Below are 19,038 nucleotides of genomic sequence, written 5' to 3'. Positions count from 1 at the left end.
TTTTGAGATTTATTGATGTAAGAAGATTTGAATGTGCAGAATTAGAATCTAAAGGAAAGTTAGTAATGAACTTTGAGCATGTACAATTTTATAAAAATTTGCTTTTTTAATAATTTTAGTATATATCACTCCATTTTTGTAACATAGTGTAACTGTATACAATATACTACTAATAATATATGATATCAGTCATCTATAACTTAAATACATACTAAGCATAATTATAAACAAGCTGTTTGTTCGTTTATTAATGGTCACTTCTCATCCGAGTTTCATTTTAGATGAAAAATCTATATTTATATAAGGAGGGTAAAATTTTGAAAAAACTGTATGAAAGAAAAGCTGTTTTACATTCACTTGTCTGGTTGGCAATATATCTTGTACTTAATACCATTACAGACAATATCGCCGGGGCCTTAAACATTGACTTTAATGTAGTAACTGCTATTCCTAATTTGGTGCTGGCAACAATCTGTTTTTATTATTTAAAATCCACTGGAATAGCTAAAGACATCGGACTCTTGACAAAACCTACAGAAAAAAATTCCGTAATGTTATATTATATCCCTTTACTCTTACTTCCATTCTTAAGTTTAATTTACGGTGTCAACACATCCTTATCTGCTATAAATATTGTCTTAATGCTAGCTATGTATATCAGCGTAGGATTCATGGAGGAAATTATTTTTCGTGGCCTTATGTTCAAAGCATTAGTCAAAAAGTGGAATCGTTATGTAGTTGTAGCTTTTATAAGTTGCACCTTCGCGATTGGACATATTGTTAGCATGGTAGCTATCTCACAATCCACCACTGATACAATACTTCAAATAATTAATGCTTTTGTAGTAGGTTTTATGTTTATGGTAGTCATTCTGGCTAGTGGAAATCTAACTATCTGCATCATTACCCATATTCTATATAACTTTATCGCAAACATCTCTATGGTTAATAGTACCCATGTAGAAATAATTGTGGTTACTACCGTAATTACTATCCTTTATTTTGTGTATCTGCTCTTATGCGGAAAAAATTCGAAAGCCTATTTTAGAAACAACACTTCTATGAAAAACTTTTAAAAGCATTGAAATATATAAGTTTAGCTGCCTTAAAAACTTTATATTTTACCATACAGTAAAAAAACGTAGCACTCCATCAGAAAATCCACGCCATTTCTGCCGTGGATTTTCTAATTGAGTTTAATCTCATATTTAAAAATATTTCCTTCAAATTCAAAGTGAACCAATACAGAACTTTTGTCTCTGTAAATCCACTCCTACATAATCAACTATACCCTGTAATCAAATGTGTTATTGATTATAGTATTTTTTATATATTTCTAGTTGAATCTCTTTTCTCATAGCCCAAACATTGCATTCTTGATTAGATAAAAGCACAAGACTTATTTCATTTTCTGGATAGTAAGAAAACATAGCTGATACACCATAATTGCAACCATCTTTATATATGCAAAATGGTTCTCTTTCATCATTTATCTTAAAAAATTCAAATGCATATCCATTTTTTTTATATAGTCCTGGTATTTCATAGCCTTCCTTTGCTTCGTAAAAATTGCAGCATGGGTGCATTAGTATATCTGAGTATTCTTTGTTAAGAAGTGTACCATCCTGAATTGCAACTAAAAATTTATTTAAATCTTCTGCAGTAGTGTATGCACCACCGTCAGCTGTTCCTATTGGAGGATATGAGTAAATATTCTTTTTATAGCCAATGAGGTTACCATCTTTTCCTGTAATATTTATATATCCTTCCGCTGTATTCTCATTAACCTCATCCATAGAGAAAAACCCTGTTCCAGTCATACTTGCCTTTTCAAATATACTTTTATCAATATAATCTTGGTATTTCATTCCTGTCATTTTTTCAATTGCAAGACCAAGGAGTATAAAAGAGCAATTGCAATATCTAACATTACTTCCTGCTTTAAAATTTGGCTCCTTATAAGCGAAGTTTTTTAAGAAATCTTTGCATTCACGTATTACGTAATTAGGACTATGGATAAATAATGCAGCATAGTCTTCTCCAGCTTCCTCATCTGCATCATCTGCAATACCTGATGTATGATTTAATAATTGTTCAATTGTAACATCCTCAGGAATCTTTGTTCCCTTCAAATCAATTATATTTACGATTTTATCATCTAATCTTAATTGTCCTTGTTCAACAAGTTGCAAGATAGCTACTGCGGTAAAAACTTTCGTCACTGATGCTGTATCAAAGCTTGTATCAATTTCATTCTTTATTTTAAATGCTCTGTTTGCATAACCATATGCCTTCTCAAACACTGTTTCTCCCTTAATTTTAAGCATACATACTCCACTAAAATTTCGTTCTGTGGCATAGTGATTACATATTTCTTCTATAAATTCTCTCATTTCATATCTCCCTATTTTCAACTACTAAACTTAATAATTTGCATTAGTCTATCTTTACCACATAGCTTAAAACCAACTATCTTATTGTTTATTATACCTTTTATGGTTAATACTGTATATAAGATTTATTATACCTCTCATTTCGGTCAGTGAATATTTGCTTAAAAAAACTCATTTATTTTTACGCCTTTTTCTAAATATAAAAATCCATGATATAAATCATGGATTTTATGGTGTAGATGAAGTATCACTTTAAAGTTCACACTCTACTAATATAGATGCTCTTAAAACTTATATTATAAATTAAACCACCTCTGCTTGTTCCTTTGCATCCTCTCTCTTTTTTGAATATAAAAGAGTGAAGCTTAAAATTAGTGCAATTACAAAGAAAACGGCGAAAAATCTGAAGCTAGAATCTATTGAATTAACTAAATTGCCATTCATATTTATACTACTTAAACTCCCTATTCCTACTATCGCTTTAGAAACAACATCTGCAGGTATAACTACTTCAATGATTAATATGACTAAAGTTTGGCTTAAAGCCTTACCTATATTAAGAATTGTATAATATATTCCTGAAGCTGCTCCGGTATCCTCATTAGGTACTGCTGACAATACAGTCTTCGCTAATGATGGCCAGGCTAAGCTATTTGCTATTGATAATAGTATTAGAGGAAATACCACAGATGAAATAGATAATTCCGCTCCAAGCTTTCCCAGCATGAATATTCCTATAATAAGAAATATAATTCCAAAGGTAAGGGTCTTTAAAGCTCCAATATGATCTACAAACCTTCCTGCAAAAGGCCCAAGTATAAGTTGTGGAACAGATAGCGAAACCATTAGTAGTCCTGCTAAAGTTGGATCTAGATGAAGCGCACTTTGCAAATATATACTTAATAGCAAAGGTAATGAAAAATAAGCAATGCAGTAACAAAATGTAATTACAAGTCCAATTGAATACTCTCTGTATGAAAGTAAACTAAAATTAAATAATGGATTTTCAACACGTAATTCCGTAATTATAAATATACCCCATAATAAAATTGACGTTATACTTAACCCTATGGTTTTATATGACAACCATCCAAAGGACTGTCCATCAGAAAGTACTATCATTGTTAATATTAAACCTATGCTAAAGGTTAATATACCAATCCAGTCATTTTTTAGTTTAATATTAGGCTTAACATCCTCAAGCACTAAAGCGGCCCCTATTATGCAAATCAGTACAAAAGGTACTGTAATAAAAAAAATTGAACGCCATCCATAGTGAGTAATTAAAGCTCCGCCAACTACTGGCCCAACTATCGCTCCAATTACCCAAGAAGTAGCATTAATACTTAAGGCTAACCCAAGTTGACTACTAGGAAAAGTCTTTACTATGGTTGGAGTGGCAGTTGCCATTGCCAAAGCAGCTCCTGCTCCTTGAACTAATCTATATATATTCAAGGTTAATCCTGAACCTGCAATTCCACAGAGTATTGTACCAATAGCAAAAATTATAAGTCCAATCATGAAAATTCTTTTTGCTCCTACTATATCAGCCCACTTTCCAGCAGGTAATATTAGCACTGTACTCGCAATAATGTAGCCTGTAATTATCCATAAACCTGCTGTTACCGAAATATTTAGTCCTTTCATCATCTTTGGAAGTCCTATTATCACAATAGTTGAATCCAAATTTGTAATAAATGATACTAAGGTAACAACAAGTAGAATACTCCATTTGTGTGTTTTAAAATTCTTCATATAATCTCCTTATCTATAAATGGAATAAAATTTCGATTTAAATAAAACATTATGCAGTTTATTTCATCGAACCATTTAATTTTAATTTCTAAATATAGTTTACTTGAGATTATATATCATGTAAAATGATTATATCAGATATTAAGATTCACATTTTGTGATATATAGAGGTATGTAAATGGAAAGTAACGAATTAAGAATTTTTAGAGCTGTAGCACAAACTGGCAGTATAACAAAGGCTGCCCATGCCTTAGGCTATGTTCAATCCAATGTGTCCGCTAGAATTCAACAATTGGAATATGACTTAAAAACACAATTATTTTATAGGCAGCGCGGTATGATTTTGACCCCTGCTGGTGAAAAATTATTATCATATGCTGAGAAAATCATTTATTTACTAGATGAGGCTGATAAAGCATTAAATGATTCTTGTGATCCTTCTGGTAGCTTGTCAATTGGCGCAGTTCATACAGTATCAGCTATGCGACTACCTGAAATCTTGTCCCAATACCATAAAGCTTATCCTAAAGTTGATTTATCTCTTATTACGAGTCAATCTGACGAACTTATATATAAAGTAAAACACTTTCAATTAGATGGCGCTTTTATTAAAGCTCCTTCTCTTACTGATGACAATATCGTTAGTGAACTTGCATTCGAAGAAAATTTAGTACTTATCTCTAATTCTAAATATACTAAAGTGGAGGATTTATATAGAAAGTCCTTCTTAATGAGTTCAACAGGTTGTCCTAACAGAACACAACTTGAAAACTGGCTTAAATCAAAGGAAGTTTATAATATACGGTATATGGAATTTAATAATTTGAATTCAATTATAGAAGGTGTGATTGCTGATCTAGGTGCATCTTTTGTGCCTAAATCTACTATTAAGGAATATGAAGAAAAAGGTCTTCTAAAATCCTTCTCTGTACCTGAACAATATAACACTACGAGAACTTTTTTTGTAAGAAGAAAGGATTCCTTAATGACCACATCCCTTTCTAAATTTATAGAAATGATCGAAAAAAATACAGCATATAAAAGAATTTAGGTGAATAAAACAACCCACGAAGATCTATTCCTTAGAACTTCGTGGGTTTTGATATTTATGGTCTTGAGTATCTGATTACCGTCCAGTCACTATAAATCTTGGCTGTTCCCACTATTCTATAAGCTCTCATCTTATAGTAGTATGTATAACCAGTTTTTAAGCCAGTATTAGTAAAATTTAACGAAGGTGTTGATTTTACTAAAGTGTATGCTCCTGTACTTGATGTGGAACTATAAACTTCATATCCTGAAGCTCCTGCTACATCGTTCCAAGAAAGCTTTATGCTTTTTGAATTCACTCTTATTGCTGCAAAATTTCCAGCAACGCTTAGAACTGGTTTTGCACTTAATACTGAAGTAAAATCACCATAAACTTTTGCTCCTCCAACTAAACAATATGCCCTTACTTTATAGTAGTAGGTAGTTCCTGTTGCAAGCCCTGTATTGTTATATGAGGTTGCTGCGGTTGTAGTCACTAAACTATAGGTTCCTGTACTTGATGTGGATCTGTAAAGTTCATATCCAGCTGCTCCAGTTACTGCTCCCCAGCTTGATAAAACACTATTAAAACTTATAGGAGCTGATTTGAAGGAACTTGGCATTGCTAGAATTGGCTTTGCATTTACTACTGAAGTAAAATCACTATATACTTTTGCTGACTCAACTAGACAATATGCTCTTACTTTATAGTAGTAGGTAGTTCCTGTTGCAAGTCCTGTATTGTTATATGAGGTTGCTGTTGTTGTAGTCACTAAACTATATGTTCCTGTACTTGATGCGGATCTGTAAAGTTCATATCCAGCTGCTCCAGTTACTGCTCCCCAGCTTGATAAAACACTATTATAACTTATAGGAGCTGATTTGAAGGAACTTGGCATTGCTAGAATTGGCTTTGCATTTACTATTGAAGTAAAATCACTATACACTTTTGCTGACCCAACTAGACAATATGCTCTTGCTTTATAGTAGTAGGTAGTTCCTGTTGCAAGTCCTGTATTGTTATATGAGGTTGCTGTTGTTGTAGTCACTAAACTATATGTTCCTGTACTTGATGTGGATCTGTAAAGTTCATATCCAGCTGCTCCAGTTACTGCTCCCCAACTTGATAGTACACTATTATATCCTGTTATTATTGATTTTATATTTAGAGGTATATCTGGATTCTTAAACCATTTTGCATATAAGGTTGTATCATTTATAACTTTATCAGTGGCAAAATCCCATGGTGTTATACATGTTAATTCCTTATACCATCCTCCAAAAGTATAACCTGCCCTTGTAGGTTCTATTGGTGCTGTTATTAAAGTATTACTATCTGCTTGCACATTTCCAATAGTACTGCCACCTTCACTATCAAAGGCTATAGTATAGTATGTTCTAGGCAGTTCCTGGAAGGCTAAAGAATTATTACTTGCATAAATCTGTGCGTAAGACCCCCCAACACCTTTAATTTTGAAATCTGAATTACAACTATTAAAGGTTAAAAAACCAATATCAGTAACACTTTTTGGAATTGTTATCTCTGTTAAAGATTTGCAATAATAAAATGCATAATCTCCGATACTTGTAACACTGTCTGGAATTACAATACTCGTAAACGCATAGCAATGGGCAAATGCATTAAAATCAATAATTTTAACAGTGTTAGGGATTGTAATGTTTTGAAGAACATTACACATAATGAAAGCACGATACCCTATTTTTATCACGCCATTTGGTATTGTTATATTGGTAAGAGCTGTACAATCCTCAAATGCACTATTTCCAATAACCTTAAGATTACTTGGAAGTGTAACCCCAGTAAGAGAGAAACAATGATAAAACATAAAATCTCCAGTACTAGTAAGATTATTTGACAATCTTACACTTGATAAAGCTTGACAGTTATAAAACAAATAATTTCCCACATTTGTTACGCTATCAGGCATTACCACAGATTTTAGAATCTTACAGTCTTTAAATGCACCTTCACCAATATATGTGACACTACTAGGAATTATAATATTGGTAAGAGAAAAACATTCCAAAAACGCATAAGTTCCAATACTCGTAACACTACTAGGAATTGTTATTTCTTTAAGAGCTTTGCAGTCTTGAAAGGTAGAATTTCCTATTTTATTAAGACTAGCTGGAAGACTTATATTGGTAAGCGATATACAATATGCAAATGCGCTATCTCCAATGCTCGTTACGCTATTTGGTATTGTAATGCTTGTAAGTGACGAGCAGTAATAGAATGCAAAACCACCTATACTAGTAACAGTATCTGGAATTACCACACTAGTTAATGGTTTTTCTCTAAAAGCATTACTTCCTATACTGGTAACAGTATGTCCATCTATGGAGCTTGGTATTACGATGTTTTTATCACTACCATTATATCCTGTTATCGAATATGTTACTCCATCATCAGACTGCCAAGTAAAACCATTTGCATCGGTACCTGTTGTAGCAGCAAAAACTGGCGTAGCGCTAAAGCTTACAAATAAGCTTATCAAAACAAGTATAAAAGAAATCCCCCTCTTTTTTCTTTTTTTCATCAATATCCTCCTCTCAAATATAATTTTTTGATTTTTATTAACAGATATAACAACCACCATTACTATTATCGTACTTTCGACTTTTTTCCTTAATTTATTTTACTTCCCATACATAAAAGTTTATTAAACCTTTTTCCTGTGATGCCATACACTACCGCTGACATATACTATCATAAATTTAGTTTATATTTAAGAATACTGTTGAATTTAATTGGCTGTACAGGAAGATTCTATATGTTCAAGCTATTAGAATTAAATATAAACAAATCCACGACAACACAAGTATGTATTATCGTGGATTCCCTTTTAATTGCCCAGTATAAATCTTTCAATTTCCAAAGCTACTCCGTCATTTTGCACAGTATCCGTAACTTTTTTAGCATAACTCTTAACCACGTCATTAGCATTTCCCATAGCTATTCCGCAGCCTACTGTAGACAGCATTTCTATATCATTTAGCCCATCACCAAAGGCATAACTATTTTCTATAGGTATATCTAAAAACTCCAACACCTTTATAATTCCTGAAGCTTTGGAATTTGTTTTAGAATATAATTCGAAAGAACCATCTGGATTGTTAATATTTGAAAACCTATCCTTTCCTAAGGATTCACAAAAGTCCATTCCTTTTTGGTCCTTACACAACATTTCAAGCTTATAAGCTTCCACCTCTTCAAGCTCAAATTTACCTTTCAGATACTTTTTAGATATATTATAGGTATCATAATATGAATGGAGATTTTTATGTTCATCCTTAATGTAGGAGTATTCTTCCCCTTGCAATATATATTCAACATTAAGTTCTTCAAACTTATCAACTAATTCTTTAATAACTTCTTTTTCAATAGCTTCCTTATGAATACACTTATCTCCAACCTTTACATATGAGCCATTGGTAAATATGAAACCATCAAATCCAAAATTGAGTAATGCTTCATTTAAGAAAGCATAAGGTCTTCCTGTTGCGATAAAAACATAATTTCCTTTTGCCTGCAATTCACGTATTGCTTTTTTAACTCTAGGAGTAATATCTGTTAATCCATTTAAACAATCAATTAAGGTGCCATCAATATCAAAAAATATTGCCTTCTTCATATTACTTCTTATCCTCCTAAACTCACTGTTATTTCATATTATTCTTTTCAATCACTATCATTAATTCTCATTTTATTTCGTTAGTTCCTATTTGTCAATATTTCAATTGCATTGTTCTAATCAAATTGATAAAATAGAAACAAATGAGAACAACTTGGAGGAAACTATGTTTATCGAAGAAAGGCATAAACAAATCTTAGATCTATTAGAAAACGAAGGAAAAGTGTTAGTAAAAGATTTAAGTGTGCAGTTTGGAGTAAGTGAAAGCATGATTCGAAAGGATCTTCAGGTTCTAGAAAAAAACAACCTGCTGCAGCGTACCTATGGTGGTGCTATTAATATAAAGAGGACAATTGTTAACGGTGAAAGTTTCTCTAAGCGAGTTGAAACGGATACAACGTTAAAAGAAGTTATTGCAGAGAAAGCTTATGACCTAATACAGGATGGTGATACCATCTTTTTAGATGCCTCAAGCATATCCTATCTACTTGCTAGGCTAATCACAGAAAATAATAGAAATATTACTTTAATCACAAATATGGTTGAAATCTCATCAATGATTAGAACGGATTCTAAGGTTCATACCATCTTTATAGGAGGAGACTATAATCCTGTGATTGGTGGAAATGTAGGTTCTCACTCAAATGAGCAAATTAAACTCTATCGTTGTAATAAAGCCTTTATTGGCTGTGGAGGAATCGACCTTGGCGACGGAAGTGTAAGTTCTTGTGAATCAGAGGATGCTGGTACCAAAAAAGCGATTATGGAGATATCAAAAAAATTATTTTTACTTGCTCCCAATGAGCGCTTTAACCTAGATGGGATTTATAACTTTGCAAACATATCAGATTTTCATGGAATTATTACTGAAGCAGAACCAAGTGATGCTATTCTGAATTTGCTTCATCAATATGATATTAATTTAATATAGAATTTTCATAAAGAACACACTGAAGCAATATTCTTCAGTGTGTTCTTGCATTAAGTAGCATGATTGCCTCAATTACAATTTCCTCTGTCAATCCTATATCTGCATCAGTCTTTATTTGATGTGCTTCGATTTCTTGATTATTCAAATATAAATCATCAAGAACTAAATATTCTTCAATACTATCATATTTATTTAACCACAATAAAATTTCTCTTGCTTTTACCAAACTGAATTTTTTAGATTTTCTAATTTCTTCAGTTGTAAGATCAGGTGTTTTATCATATATGAATAAGTTATGACCCTTCAATATTTCAGCAAAATATACAGCCTCGTCTCTTAGAGGATTCAGATTATCGTCAAACCAAAATCTCCATCCAGAGTGTAAAACAATTTTAGCATCTGTTTCATCTATAATTCTAGATAATAGCATAACTTTTTCACTATCAATAAACTTACCTTCACTAATTTCTCTTTCATTAGCATCACTCCAAAATCTTGAATTTAAGACGCCATCGATATCTAAAAATAATATTTTCATTCTTTTCTCCGTAACTACTTTAAATTAGGTTTTTCAAGTTTTATACAGAAATCCACAAAGTAGAATCTTTATTGCAATTACAAAATTATATTAACCATTGATATTAATTTATTAAGAATAAAAATTCAACAAAAAACACCGATTCTATTATATATGGAATCAGCGTTTTTATTTTTAATTATTATTTCCTTAAGATTTTATCCATTGCTTTTCCTTTTGCTAACTCGTCGATCAGCTTATCCAAATAGCGAATTTCCTTCATGATTGGCTCTTCGATGTCTTCCACTCGAACACCGCAGACCACACCTTTAATCAAAGTCCTTAACGGATTTAATTGAGGAGCTTCTGCAAAGAAGGTCTCAAAGTCTGTCTGCTTTTCCATTTCTACTTCTAACTCTTCCCGACTATATCCAGTCAGCCAACGGATGATTTCATCTACTTCTGCTTTCGTACGTCCTTTTCTCTCTGCCTTAGCAATGTAAAGAGGATAGACACTTGCTACACTCATTTTATATATATTATGTTTTGTCATCATATATCCTCGCTTATATGGTTTTCCTTATTGTATCATTAAAAATAATCGTGTTCAAACGAAAAAATATCCCCCTATAAATTATAATTACTCTTTGATAGGATTTCCTCAGAATTTATTTCTATCAATGCCTTTGTAGTAATATCAGGATAGAGTTTTCTAAAACTATCAATAATTCTATATCCAAAGAAATAACCTGCGCACCAAGGTATACTTAGTTTTTCATTACCAAACATATAAGTTCCGTAATCAAAATTAGTCTCGTCTAACAATTTTGAATAATGCTTATCCCACAACTCTTTTTCTTGCTCCTTAGAGATTTGAGAAATCCACTTTGGATTCAATGTTGGATTTAAGCTTTTTGCGAAGGAATCCGCTTGTCCATCTATCAGTAGAGCTTCAATAAGACTTCCTGTACTTCCTCCATGAACTACATACCAATAATTTCCCCATACTGAATGGTGATATTCATGAGCAAATACATATGGGATCCACTTAAAATAATCTTCAGCAAATGGATTAACCTGTATTAACATATTTCCGAATATACTAACCCCTTGAACCCCATTCTGTTGTTCCTTAATATTAGTTTCATTATCATCAAGCGGGTAAATTGCAATTACTATTGTATCATCATCATAATTAGGTAGCGCTTCTACTGCACGTAAAAACTCATTCCTAATCACATCAAGATTCATTTCTTTCAATAGTTTTATCTGCTGTTTCAATTTACTTACATCTTTTATTGGCTTTGGCTTTCTGTCAGACATGTCAAAAGGTGCCCATTGACTAAGCTTTTCCCAGTAAGGCTTTATAGCATATTCATCCCATAATTCCTTATAATCTGCATTGTCTTTTTCCATCTCCAAAAGATAACCATCCAAATTCTCATAAACCGCAATTATTTCTAAATTCATTCATTCTCCTTCCGATATAAAAAAGCTTTCTAAATGTGAATTAATGCAACTTAATCTATATAGAAATTATAGCATATGCTTACATATAACGTATTCACTGTAAAAAGTTTGTAATTCATTACTTTTAACCACTATATTTTCAATACCTCTTTTGTAAGAAACTCTAAATTTAAATAAAAGTGTTTTCAAAACATCATTTTAAAATTAAAAATACAAATAAAAACCTTCGCCAATACAAAACTGTATAGGCGTTGGTTATACGTATTAAATAAATTTCTGAAAATGGTAAAGAGCTGCTGATATTTCTAAGTATGTCAGCAGCTTTTCTTATAAATTCAACTTCACTATTTAATAAATATCAATTATAATTTTTATAGCTTATATAGATAAACAATTAATTTATATACAGAAACCATCAGAAAAAAGTATTGTTTTAAAATTTAAGTGACATATCTCTTCAGGAAAGGAAGATAAAACTTTGAGAGTCTACATTGCCATAGATTTTGAGGATAACATTAAAAATTATTTTGGTAAAATGACATCATATATAAAGAATCACTGTAGTGAAGGCAGTTTTACAGAAAAGAACAACTTTCATATGACAATTCGATTCATAGGAGAAGCTGATGATCTTCAGATTTCTAAAATAAAAGAAGTTATGGATATAGCAGTTTTAAAGATAAGTTCTTTTGAGTTATTATTAAATAACTTAGGTATTTTTAAAAGAAAAAAGACAAACATTCTGTGGGCTGGAGTAGAAGAAAGTCCTGTTCTTACAGAACTTCATAAAGAACTTTCTACCCTGTTAAAAGAATATAGGCTACCATTTTATGATAAGCTTTTTATGCCCCATATAACCTTAGGGCGAAGAATTGAACTTAAGGAAGAATCTACTGCCTTGGATAGCTTAATTCAATTTGAAAGAATAACTATCCCAGTAAAAGCAATAAGTTTAATGGCAAGTAAAGAAATAGACGGAAAGTTAAATGGTGTGCCACTTTATAAAGTTAACTTAGAATAATTAACTATACATCCTTCTATCTAACATTTTCCTTCTTGTGATAGTATAGAAAATTAAAACCATTATCTTTTGATGTACCAATTAAATCTTCATGAAGGTGAACGTTAAAATTATATTGTTCATCATCATTGTCTACCGTCATATACTCAGTATCAAAAGCAAATTTTATAAACACATCACGATTTGTATATATAATAAGAGTATTCTTAAATCGCCTAGCATTTAGCCTTCTATCCGTAAGCCAATCTTCAGGATATTTGGTGCTACTATTTTTAATGTTAATATCTTTCAAATGTTCTGAAATACTATTCTTTGTGTTAATTGCGTTGAATATATCTTTTGCTTTAAGTTGGGTAGAATGATAATTAACAAGCACTATATCCATATCAAATATGCCATAACTCCAGATATCTCTATATTCATTAGAATCATTAGGATATGTAGGAATATATATTATTTCTTGAGATTTTAAATTTGATGCTGCGATAAATAATTTTTTTAGGTATTTATATGCAACTGAATCACCTAATATAGCTATATCCCATACTACCGGATCTATAGCCGTAAGCTGCCTTGGTACTTCTAAAGGAATATAAATATCTAACTCTCTTTTCTTACTCAGTTTAACCTTTTTAACATTAAATTTCATATATAATCCCCTCTAAATATAATTCAATATATTTGCCCATTATATAATTATCCAATATAACATAATGTTAATTGCAATAATAAAATACCTATATTAGTATTTTATAGCAACTTCAAGTCTCCTGTTACCTCATCTATATCCTTATCCCATGCTGGACCTATAGCTAGGCATGTCTTAGTAGGTACTCCTTTAAACATAGTAACACCTGCATCTTCTATCATTAAAACCGGAAGCCCTTTTTCTTCTGCTTTATTATATATCTCGATCAATTCGTCTTCAGAATTAACATATAAACATACCTTTTTAAAGCCTTCCTTAAACCAATTATCAATAGCTGAATTGTCTTCAACTTTTAAGTTTAAAGAATATGTCCCCGCTTTTGAGATATCATCTTCTTCATTGATTATATTGGAAACCTCCATCATTTCAAGTATCATTCCCAAAGATGCATGACTTCCTTGAGCTATCATTTTTCCTTTAGTCATCTGCAAATCTTTTCTCATTACTATAACCTGCTTTGTTCTTCTATCCATAATATTTCACCTAACCTCATAATGTTTTTTCTTTTGGCTATGTTTAAGAATTATCTGTTTCTCCATTTTTGTTAATTACAGCATTGTATATTCAAGATTTTGTAGTTTTTCATTCTTTAATAAGCTCTGTGCATAAGTCGTTTAACTTTTCTTTAACATTTTTATTACAGGCGCCACTATGATAGGCAACTAGTGTTTCAATGCCAAATCCATTAAGTTTTCCTATACTCTCATTTGCCTCCTTAGCATCCGATGCTTGTTGTGGGTTTGGGCCTACGAATTTGTCATTTGCTATATTTAAAGCATCGCCACAAACTGCAATCTTGCTTTTCCTTAAATATATACAAATATGACCTGGTGTGTGACCCGGTGTAAAAACAATCTCAATACCACCACATACGTCAATAACTTCTCCGTCTTTAAGCTCATGTGTTATAGGAATTTTTCGAGCGGCGAATCCAGTTGTTAACATTTTTAAAAACCCTTTGCGTTGTTCGTCAAGATTTTCAGAATTTGCTTCCAAAGCAGCTAACTTGACCGGTGTTTTTCTTCCGTCAATGTATGGTGCTTCCACTTCGTGTGCCAATATTTTTACATTTGGATTTAGTTCCATGATCTCTTTAACAAATCCAATATGGTCAATGTCTTGATGCGTTAAAATAATATGACTAATATTTTCGATTTTTAAACCGAGTTTTTGCATTTCTTCTTTGAAAAGATCAAAGGTTTGTGGAAATCCAGCATCAATAAGAACCATGCTGTCTTTATCCCACAAAATAACAGGATGGATGGTTTGGTTAAATGCTTTAATTTCTAGCATTTCTACATTTTCACTGAGTTTCATAATCGTTTCTTGCCTCCTATTGATTTATTTTCAAATGTATTTTATCACAGCAATCGGCTTTACGCCATGAATAATATTAATGATCATCTTATCTCTCTGTACGGGTCAAAATCCACCTCTTTGACTTGTTCCCATGAAGCGATAAATCATGATTTTCATGCTCCGGTTTTCGAGTTAAAAGCCTCATAATCTACTTATTTCAGGCCTTTCCAACCCCTTTACTTTTCCGCTCTTGTTATCAATACTACGCACTCAACGTGTGTGTATACAAGCCCTAAATACAATTTCGCAAATATTTTTCAACGACCCCCTGGGTCTTTTTTTAGTAAGGGGTTCTAAGGCTGAAATCTTACATTCCATACAGCCGTATTTTCTCTTTCTCCTGTAGCATTTTGCTTGATTTCTTTGCTACGTTGGAGACAAAGTACATATATGAATTCTTCCCGCGCTAACATCTTATGCTGCATTGCTATCTCTTTGCTAAAACCATATAAACCATGTCTCCTGAAATATCCTCTTACAGAATCTCTTGATAATCCAGTTACATTTGATATCTGCTTATATCCTATACCTTGCTGGCGCATCTGTTTAATTTTTTCGCTTTGTTCATCTGTCATTATTTCATCACCCCTTTTTGAGTATTAATCACTCAAATGGCGTGAAGAGTCAACACTATAGGTTACTCATCTTCTATATCTCTGGAAATTTTTACTCTTCATTTATAAATGCCTTTACCTCGTCATTAAAATCACTGTAAAAGGCTTTTGATATATTTTCAGCACCACTGTTTTTAGAAAGTCGATTAATCTGCATTGCAGCAGTAACACTATTCGTTAACGTAACAGTCTTCTTTGGTTTTTCACCTTTAACCTCAACATATACCTTTTCCCAAACTTTATTAACTTCTTGTGTCCAAACTCCTTGCGCTTCATGATTATCAATAACAACTGTCCTTGTATCTTTATCCCTAAATGCTACTTTTAACAATTCTCCAATTGCATATGCCTCCTCCATTGTTACACGAAAACTTGTATGTTTAATATAAAAAATTCCTCTTTCTTTCCAAGAAGTTGTTGTTTTTGGTAGTTGATTATCAAATTTATACATAACCCTCATCCTTCCTCCGTAAGTTTTAATATCACTATTCCCGTAATAATAATCTTAAAATATTATTAAAACTGTTAAAATATAATTTTTGTTTTGAAAAATTAATTCTTTTTTTTCTTTTTATACTCACTTATTGTCATATCAGTCCATATATGAAATGCTCTTACAAAAGAATTTAAATCTTGATACCCTAAGAGATAAGCTATATCATCACTTATCATATCTGAGTTTTTTAAATAATGCCTTGCAAGTAGTTCTCTAGTATGGTTTAGTTGTTTTTGAAAGGTAGTATCTTCTTCCTTTAATTTTCTTTGAAGAGTTCTTGTGCTGCATCCTAATTTTGATGACACATCATCTATACTTCCTTCTCCTGCAGGTAAAAGTTCTATAAGTGCACTTCTTACTCTAGCTGCATATGTATCGTCTATATCTAATTCACCAAGTCGTCTTCTCAATTCAGGTTCAAAGTACTCCCACATAACATCATTTTGGCTTATAAAAGGACGTAGTGCATCTTCCTTTGATATGGTCAATATGTTTCTTAGTCCTATTTTAGGTTTTACTCCAAAAAACTTTTCATAATTATCATTATCTATTTTGTGCTTTGTCATTACTTCTTTAGGTACAATATGATTTTTAGTAGCATTTCTCATAAGTTGTAGTAAAAATACCATTTCTATTGCAACCAAAAACTCTGGTAATTCATTTTCTTCATTTTCAAAAGTAATCTCCAATGTTATGTCATCTTTATTTTCATTAACGAGAAATACTAATGGCCCTATTAGTTTTTTATATGTTGCTAATCTTTTCATACAAGTTAATACATTTTTACTGCAATAAGCCGCAAATACAGGTGGAGAAAATGTTTCTAAATTTTCTATTGTACCAATCTTTATTGGCGTGCACTCATCAATTGATAAATCTTTTAGTGCTTCCATAAGTCTTATATATTCAATAGCTGTTAAGGAAGGTATTTGATGACTAAATAAATCTTCAGGTAAGTCGGACTTTTTTAGCGCTTCTGTAATTGATATTCCAACACTTTCTATTAAATCTGCAAATTTTCTATCTATGATAAATCTATTATTAGGCATTTAATCTCCCCTTATGGATACTGGTATCTATTTATTTGAAATACGGATTAGTGTATCTTCCCTTTTTAACTGTTGATTTGCCATACTGTATTGCCTTTTTAGGACAATAATTAATACATGCTAAACATTGACAACACTCACCATTCCATTGAGGTTTTCCTTTTACTAATGTTATTATATTTGAATTACATACTTTTTCACACTTTCCACATGATATACAATCATCCGTTTCATAAAATTTTAATACATCAGTTTTAAAAAAAATTTGAAAAATAGGATTCATTGCATTAGTCAAGAACTTTGATATTAATCCTTTTTCAAGCTCAGATATATTTTGTCTTCTTGCTTTTATCAAAGTGTTTATATTTTTTATTTCATTTTTGACATTTTGAAGCTTTCTTATCTCTACTTCTTTTGAATCTACATTTCCATGAATTATTTCATTATTGGGCATGATAATTGAAAATCCACTATTTAGAGTCATACCTTTATTATTAAGCTCTTTTTTTATTAATTCCATGGCATTTCCTGCATCACCACCACAAGTAGCTAATGAAAAAACATAATTATTCTTATAATTATTAAATTTAATATTTTTAATAAATTCCATTACCATCTTCGGAGGTGCATAAGCATAAATAGGATATATAATCCCAATCACTTCTCCATCCTTTAAAGTAAATTCTAATTCTTTTTCTTCATTAATTAGTTTAGAAATAGAAGTGATAGTATCATTATTTGCCTTTGCTATTTCGCTTGCTACATATCCCGAATTTCCGGTTCCTGTGAAATAAAAAATCATTTACTTTACTCCCTTAGCATTTTTATTTTTCTTGCTGTAATTGATATACTTGCTTTAGCATTAATTTTTTAGGCATAAATTTCAACATACCCATCATAACTTTTTGGGAAGCTGTAACCCCTGCGATAACATCTAATTCACCTTTTAACATTGCATCATATCCTTCTTTAGCTACATCTTGTGGACTTACTGTCTTTGCAAAAACAGCAGTATTGCCCATATCAGAAGTTTTTGCAAATTCTGTTTCTGTTGCACCAGGTAATAGTGCTGTAACTGTTACATTTGTAGCATGTAATTCTTGTGCTATTGCATTGCTAAAAGATAAAACATAAGCTTTTGAAGCATAGTAAACTGCTTGCAATGGACCAGCCATAAGTGCTGCTGTTGATGATACATTTAGTATTTTTCCACTATTTCTTTTTACAAAGTCAGGCAAAAATAATCTTGTTAAAGTAGTTAATGTAACTATATTAACTTGAATCATTTGTAAATCTAATTCCATTGGGCGTTCATGGAAATAACCACGTCCGCCAAATCCAGCATTATTTATAAGGTAATCTACTTTGATGCCTGCTTCGTTTACTTCATTATATATCTCAATAGATGCCTGAGGTAATGTTAAGTCCTTTGCAACAACTTTTACCTTAACATTATGTTTCTTTTCTAATTCTTGTTTCAGTTCATTTAATTTATCTTCTCTTCTTGCAATTATAACAAGGTCTCCACCATTTGCTGCATGAATGCGAGCAAACTCTCTTCCTATTCCACTTGATGCTCCTGTAATTAGTGCTACTTTTTTATTCATATATAACCCTCCTGTATTTTATAGATCTAATAGTCATCTATTACATCAACAAATTTATTTTTATCTTATGTTAAGATTATATTCTTTATCTTATTACATTTTAACATCATTATACGCCATGTTTTTGTCAATTTGCGCCACTGTACTTCTTATTAATTATAAAAAGTTATTTATCTTTAGCTAACATTGGTTCTCCTAATACATATTTATTTTCTCAAATTACGCCACCTCACTATTCTATTTTAAGTTTTATTTTTTATGTGAAAAAGAGCCTGTTAAAGTGAAAACACCTACACTCTAACCAGCTCCTTAAAATGTATTATCCAATTACAACTTCTATCTCAGTTCCATCAAGCAATCTTACAATAATCTTTTCCACTTCAAACACAGTCGTCTTCTCAATTAGCTTTAAAAATAAATTTACATCAAATT

19 protein-coding genes are annotated in these 19,038 nt (G+C 31.5%); 4 read left to right on the top strand and 15 right to left on the bottom strand.

What is annotated here, in order from left to right; translation table 11 throughout:
• Window positions 1-317: 317 nt before the first annotated feature.
• A complete protein-coding gene (locus bsdtw1_RS07865; protein ID WP_183277035.1) occupies window positions 318-1,076 on the top strand; it encodes a CPBP family intramembrane glutamic endopeptidase in 759 nt (252 codons plus the stop codon).
• 231 nt (window positions 1,077-1,307) lie between these two features.
• Here bsdtw1_RS07865 and bsdtw1_RS07860 read toward each other — a convergent pair whose 3' ends face one another.
• Complete coding sequence (locus bsdtw1_RS07860; RefSeq protein ID WP_183277034.1) at window positions 1,308-2,393, bottom strand: serine hydrolase domain-containing protein; 1,086 nt, start codon at window positions 2,391-2,393, stop codon at window positions 1,308-1,310.
• Between the two features lie 303 nt (window positions 2,394-2,696).
• Window positions 2,697-4,148: a DHA2 family efflux MFS transporter permease subunit gene (locus tag bsdtw1_RS07855; protein ID WP_183277033.1), complete on the bottom strand. Its 1,452-nt coding sequence runs from the start codon at window positions 4,146-4,148 to the stop codon at window positions 2,697-2,699.
• Window positions 4,149-4,326: 178 nt separating this feature from the next.
• Between bsdtw1_RS07855 and bsdtw1_RS07850 the strand changes: the two genes are divergently transcribed.
• Entirely contained in the window at window positions 4,327-5,199 is an 873-nt protein-coding gene (locus tag bsdtw1_RS07850; RefSeq protein ID WP_183277032.1) for a LysR family transcriptional regulator, read from the top strand.
• A 55-nt stretch (window positions 5,200-5,254) separates the two neighbouring features.
• On the opposite strand, the gene bsdtw1_RS07845 is transcribed toward bsdtw1_RS07850, so the two are convergent.
• Both bsdtw1_RS07845 and bsdtw1_RS07840 read right to left on the bottom strand, forming a co-directional pair.
• Complete coding sequence (locus bsdtw1_RS07845) at window positions 5,255-7,738, bottom strand: leucine-rich repeat protein (protein ID WP_183277031.1); 2,484 nt, start codon at window positions 7,736-7,738, stop codon at window positions 5,255-5,257.
• Between the two features lie 306 nt (window positions 7,739-8,044).
• Window positions 8,045-8,833: an HAD family hydrolase gene (locus tag bsdtw1_RS07840; RefSeq protein WP_183277030.1), complete on the bottom strand. Its 789-nt coding sequence runs from the start codon at window positions 8,831-8,833 to the stop codon at window positions 8,045-8,047.
• Between the two features lie 166 nt (window positions 8,834-8,999).
• On the opposite strand from bsdtw1_RS07840, the gene bsdtw1_RS07835 reads away from it, so the two are divergent.
• Window positions 9,000-9,764: a DeoR/GlpR family DNA-binding transcription regulator gene (locus bsdtw1_RS07835; protein ID WP_183277029.1), complete on the top strand. Its 765-nt coding sequence runs from the start codon at window positions 9,000-9,002 to the stop codon at window positions 9,762-9,764.
• Window positions 9,765-9,798: 34 nt separating this feature from the next.
• Here the strand turns inward: bsdtw1_RS07835 and bsdtw1_RS07830 are convergent, their stop codons facing one another.
• The 3 genes from bsdtw1_RS07830 to bsdtw1_RS07820 form a co-directional block, all read right to left on the bottom strand.
• Window positions 9,799-10,302, bottom strand: a complete 504-nt coding sequence (locus bsdtw1_RS07830; RefSeq protein ID WP_183277028.1) for an HAD domain-containing protein — start codon at window positions 10,300-10,302, stop codon at window positions 9,799-9,801.
• A 181-nt stretch (window positions 10,303-10,483) separates the two neighbouring features.
• Window positions 10,484-10,834, bottom strand: a complete 351-nt coding sequence (locus bsdtw1_RS07825) for a DUF2200 domain-containing protein (protein WP_183277027.1) — start codon at window positions 10,832-10,834, stop codon at window positions 10,484-10,486.
• 74 nt (window positions 10,835-10,908) lie between these two features.
• Entirely contained in the window at window positions 10,909-11,751 is an 843-nt protein-coding gene (locus bsdtw1_RS07820) for a DUF2268 domain-containing putative Zn-dependent protease (RefSeq protein ID WP_183277026.1), read from the bottom strand.
• A gap of 478 nt (window positions 11,752-12,229) precedes the next feature.
• On the opposite strand from bsdtw1_RS07820, the gene thpR reads away from it, so the two are divergent.
• On the top strand, window positions 12,230-12,772 hold the full coding sequence (thpR, locus tag bsdtw1_RS07815; RefSeq protein WP_183277025.1) for an RNA 2',3'-cyclic phosphodiesterase: 543 nt from the start codon (window positions 12,230-12,232) through the stop codon (window positions 12,770-12,772).
• Window positions 12,773-12,788: 16 nt separating this feature from the next.
• Here the strand turns inward: thpR and bsdtw1_RS07810 are convergent, their stop codons facing one another.
• The 8 genes from bsdtw1_RS07810 to bsdtw1_RS07775 form a co-directional block, all read right to left on the bottom strand.
• Window positions 12,789-13,421 carry a hypothetical protein gene (locus bsdtw1_RS07810; RefSeq protein ID WP_183277024.1) on the bottom strand — a complete coding sequence of 211 codons (633 nt, stop codon included), beginning with the start codon at window positions 13,419-13,421 and terminating at the stop codon, window positions 12,789-12,791.
• 101 nt (window positions 13,422-13,522) lie between these two features.
• A complete protein-coding gene (pth2, locus tag bsdtw1_RS07805; protein WP_183277023.1) occupies window positions 13,523-13,954 on the bottom strand; it encodes an aminoacyl-tRNA hydrolase in 432 nt (143 codons plus the stop codon).
• A gap of 109 nt (window positions 13,955-14,063) precedes the next feature.
• Window positions 14,064-14,798, bottom strand: coding sequence for an MBL fold metallo-hydrolase (locus tag bsdtw1_RS07800; RefSeq protein ID WP_183277022.1), 735 nt, complete (start codon window positions 14,796-14,798; stop codon window positions 14,064-14,066).
• Between the two features lie 335 nt (window positions 14,799-15,133).
• Complete coding sequence (locus tag bsdtw1_RS07795; RefSeq protein ID WP_183277021.1) at window positions 15,134-15,415, bottom strand: hypothetical protein; 282 nt, start codon at window positions 15,413-15,415, stop codon at window positions 15,134-15,136.
• A 91-nt stretch (window positions 15,416-15,506) separates the two neighbouring features.
• Entirely contained in the window at window positions 15,507-15,905 is a 399-nt protein-coding gene (locus bsdtw1_RS07790) for a hypothetical protein (protein WP_183277020.1), read from the bottom strand.
• A gap of 101 nt (window positions 15,906-16,006) precedes the next feature.
• A complete protein-coding gene (locus bsdtw1_RS07785; RefSeq protein ID WP_183277019.1) occupies window positions 16,007-16,999 on the bottom strand; it encodes an AraC family transcriptional regulator in 993 nt (330 codons plus the stop codon).
• A gap of 31 nt (window positions 17,000-17,030) precedes the next feature.
• Window positions 17,031-17,801, bottom strand: a complete 771-nt coding sequence (locus tag bsdtw1_RS07780; RefSeq protein WP_183277018.1) for an EFR1 family ferrodoxin — start codon at window positions 17,799-17,801, stop codon at window positions 17,031-17,033.
• 22 nt (window positions 17,802-17,823) lie between these two features.
• The gene (locus tag bsdtw1_RS07775) at window positions 17,824-18,606 is read right to left on the bottom strand and encodes an SDR family NAD(P)-dependent oxidoreductase (RefSeq protein WP_183277017.1); all 783 of its coding nucleotides are present in this window, start codon (window positions 18,604-18,606) and stop codon (window positions 17,824-17,826) included.
• Between the last annotated feature and the right edge of the window lie 432 nt (window positions 18,607-19,038).

It is taken from the genome of Clostridium fungisolvens (assembly GCF_014193895.1).
GTDB lineage: Bacteria > Bacillota > Clostridia > Clostridiales > Clostridiaceae > Clostridium_AR > Clostridium_AR fungisolvens.
Note: the sequence above shows the minus strand (reverse complement) of the source record. Positions and strands in the feature narration are given on the sequence as shown.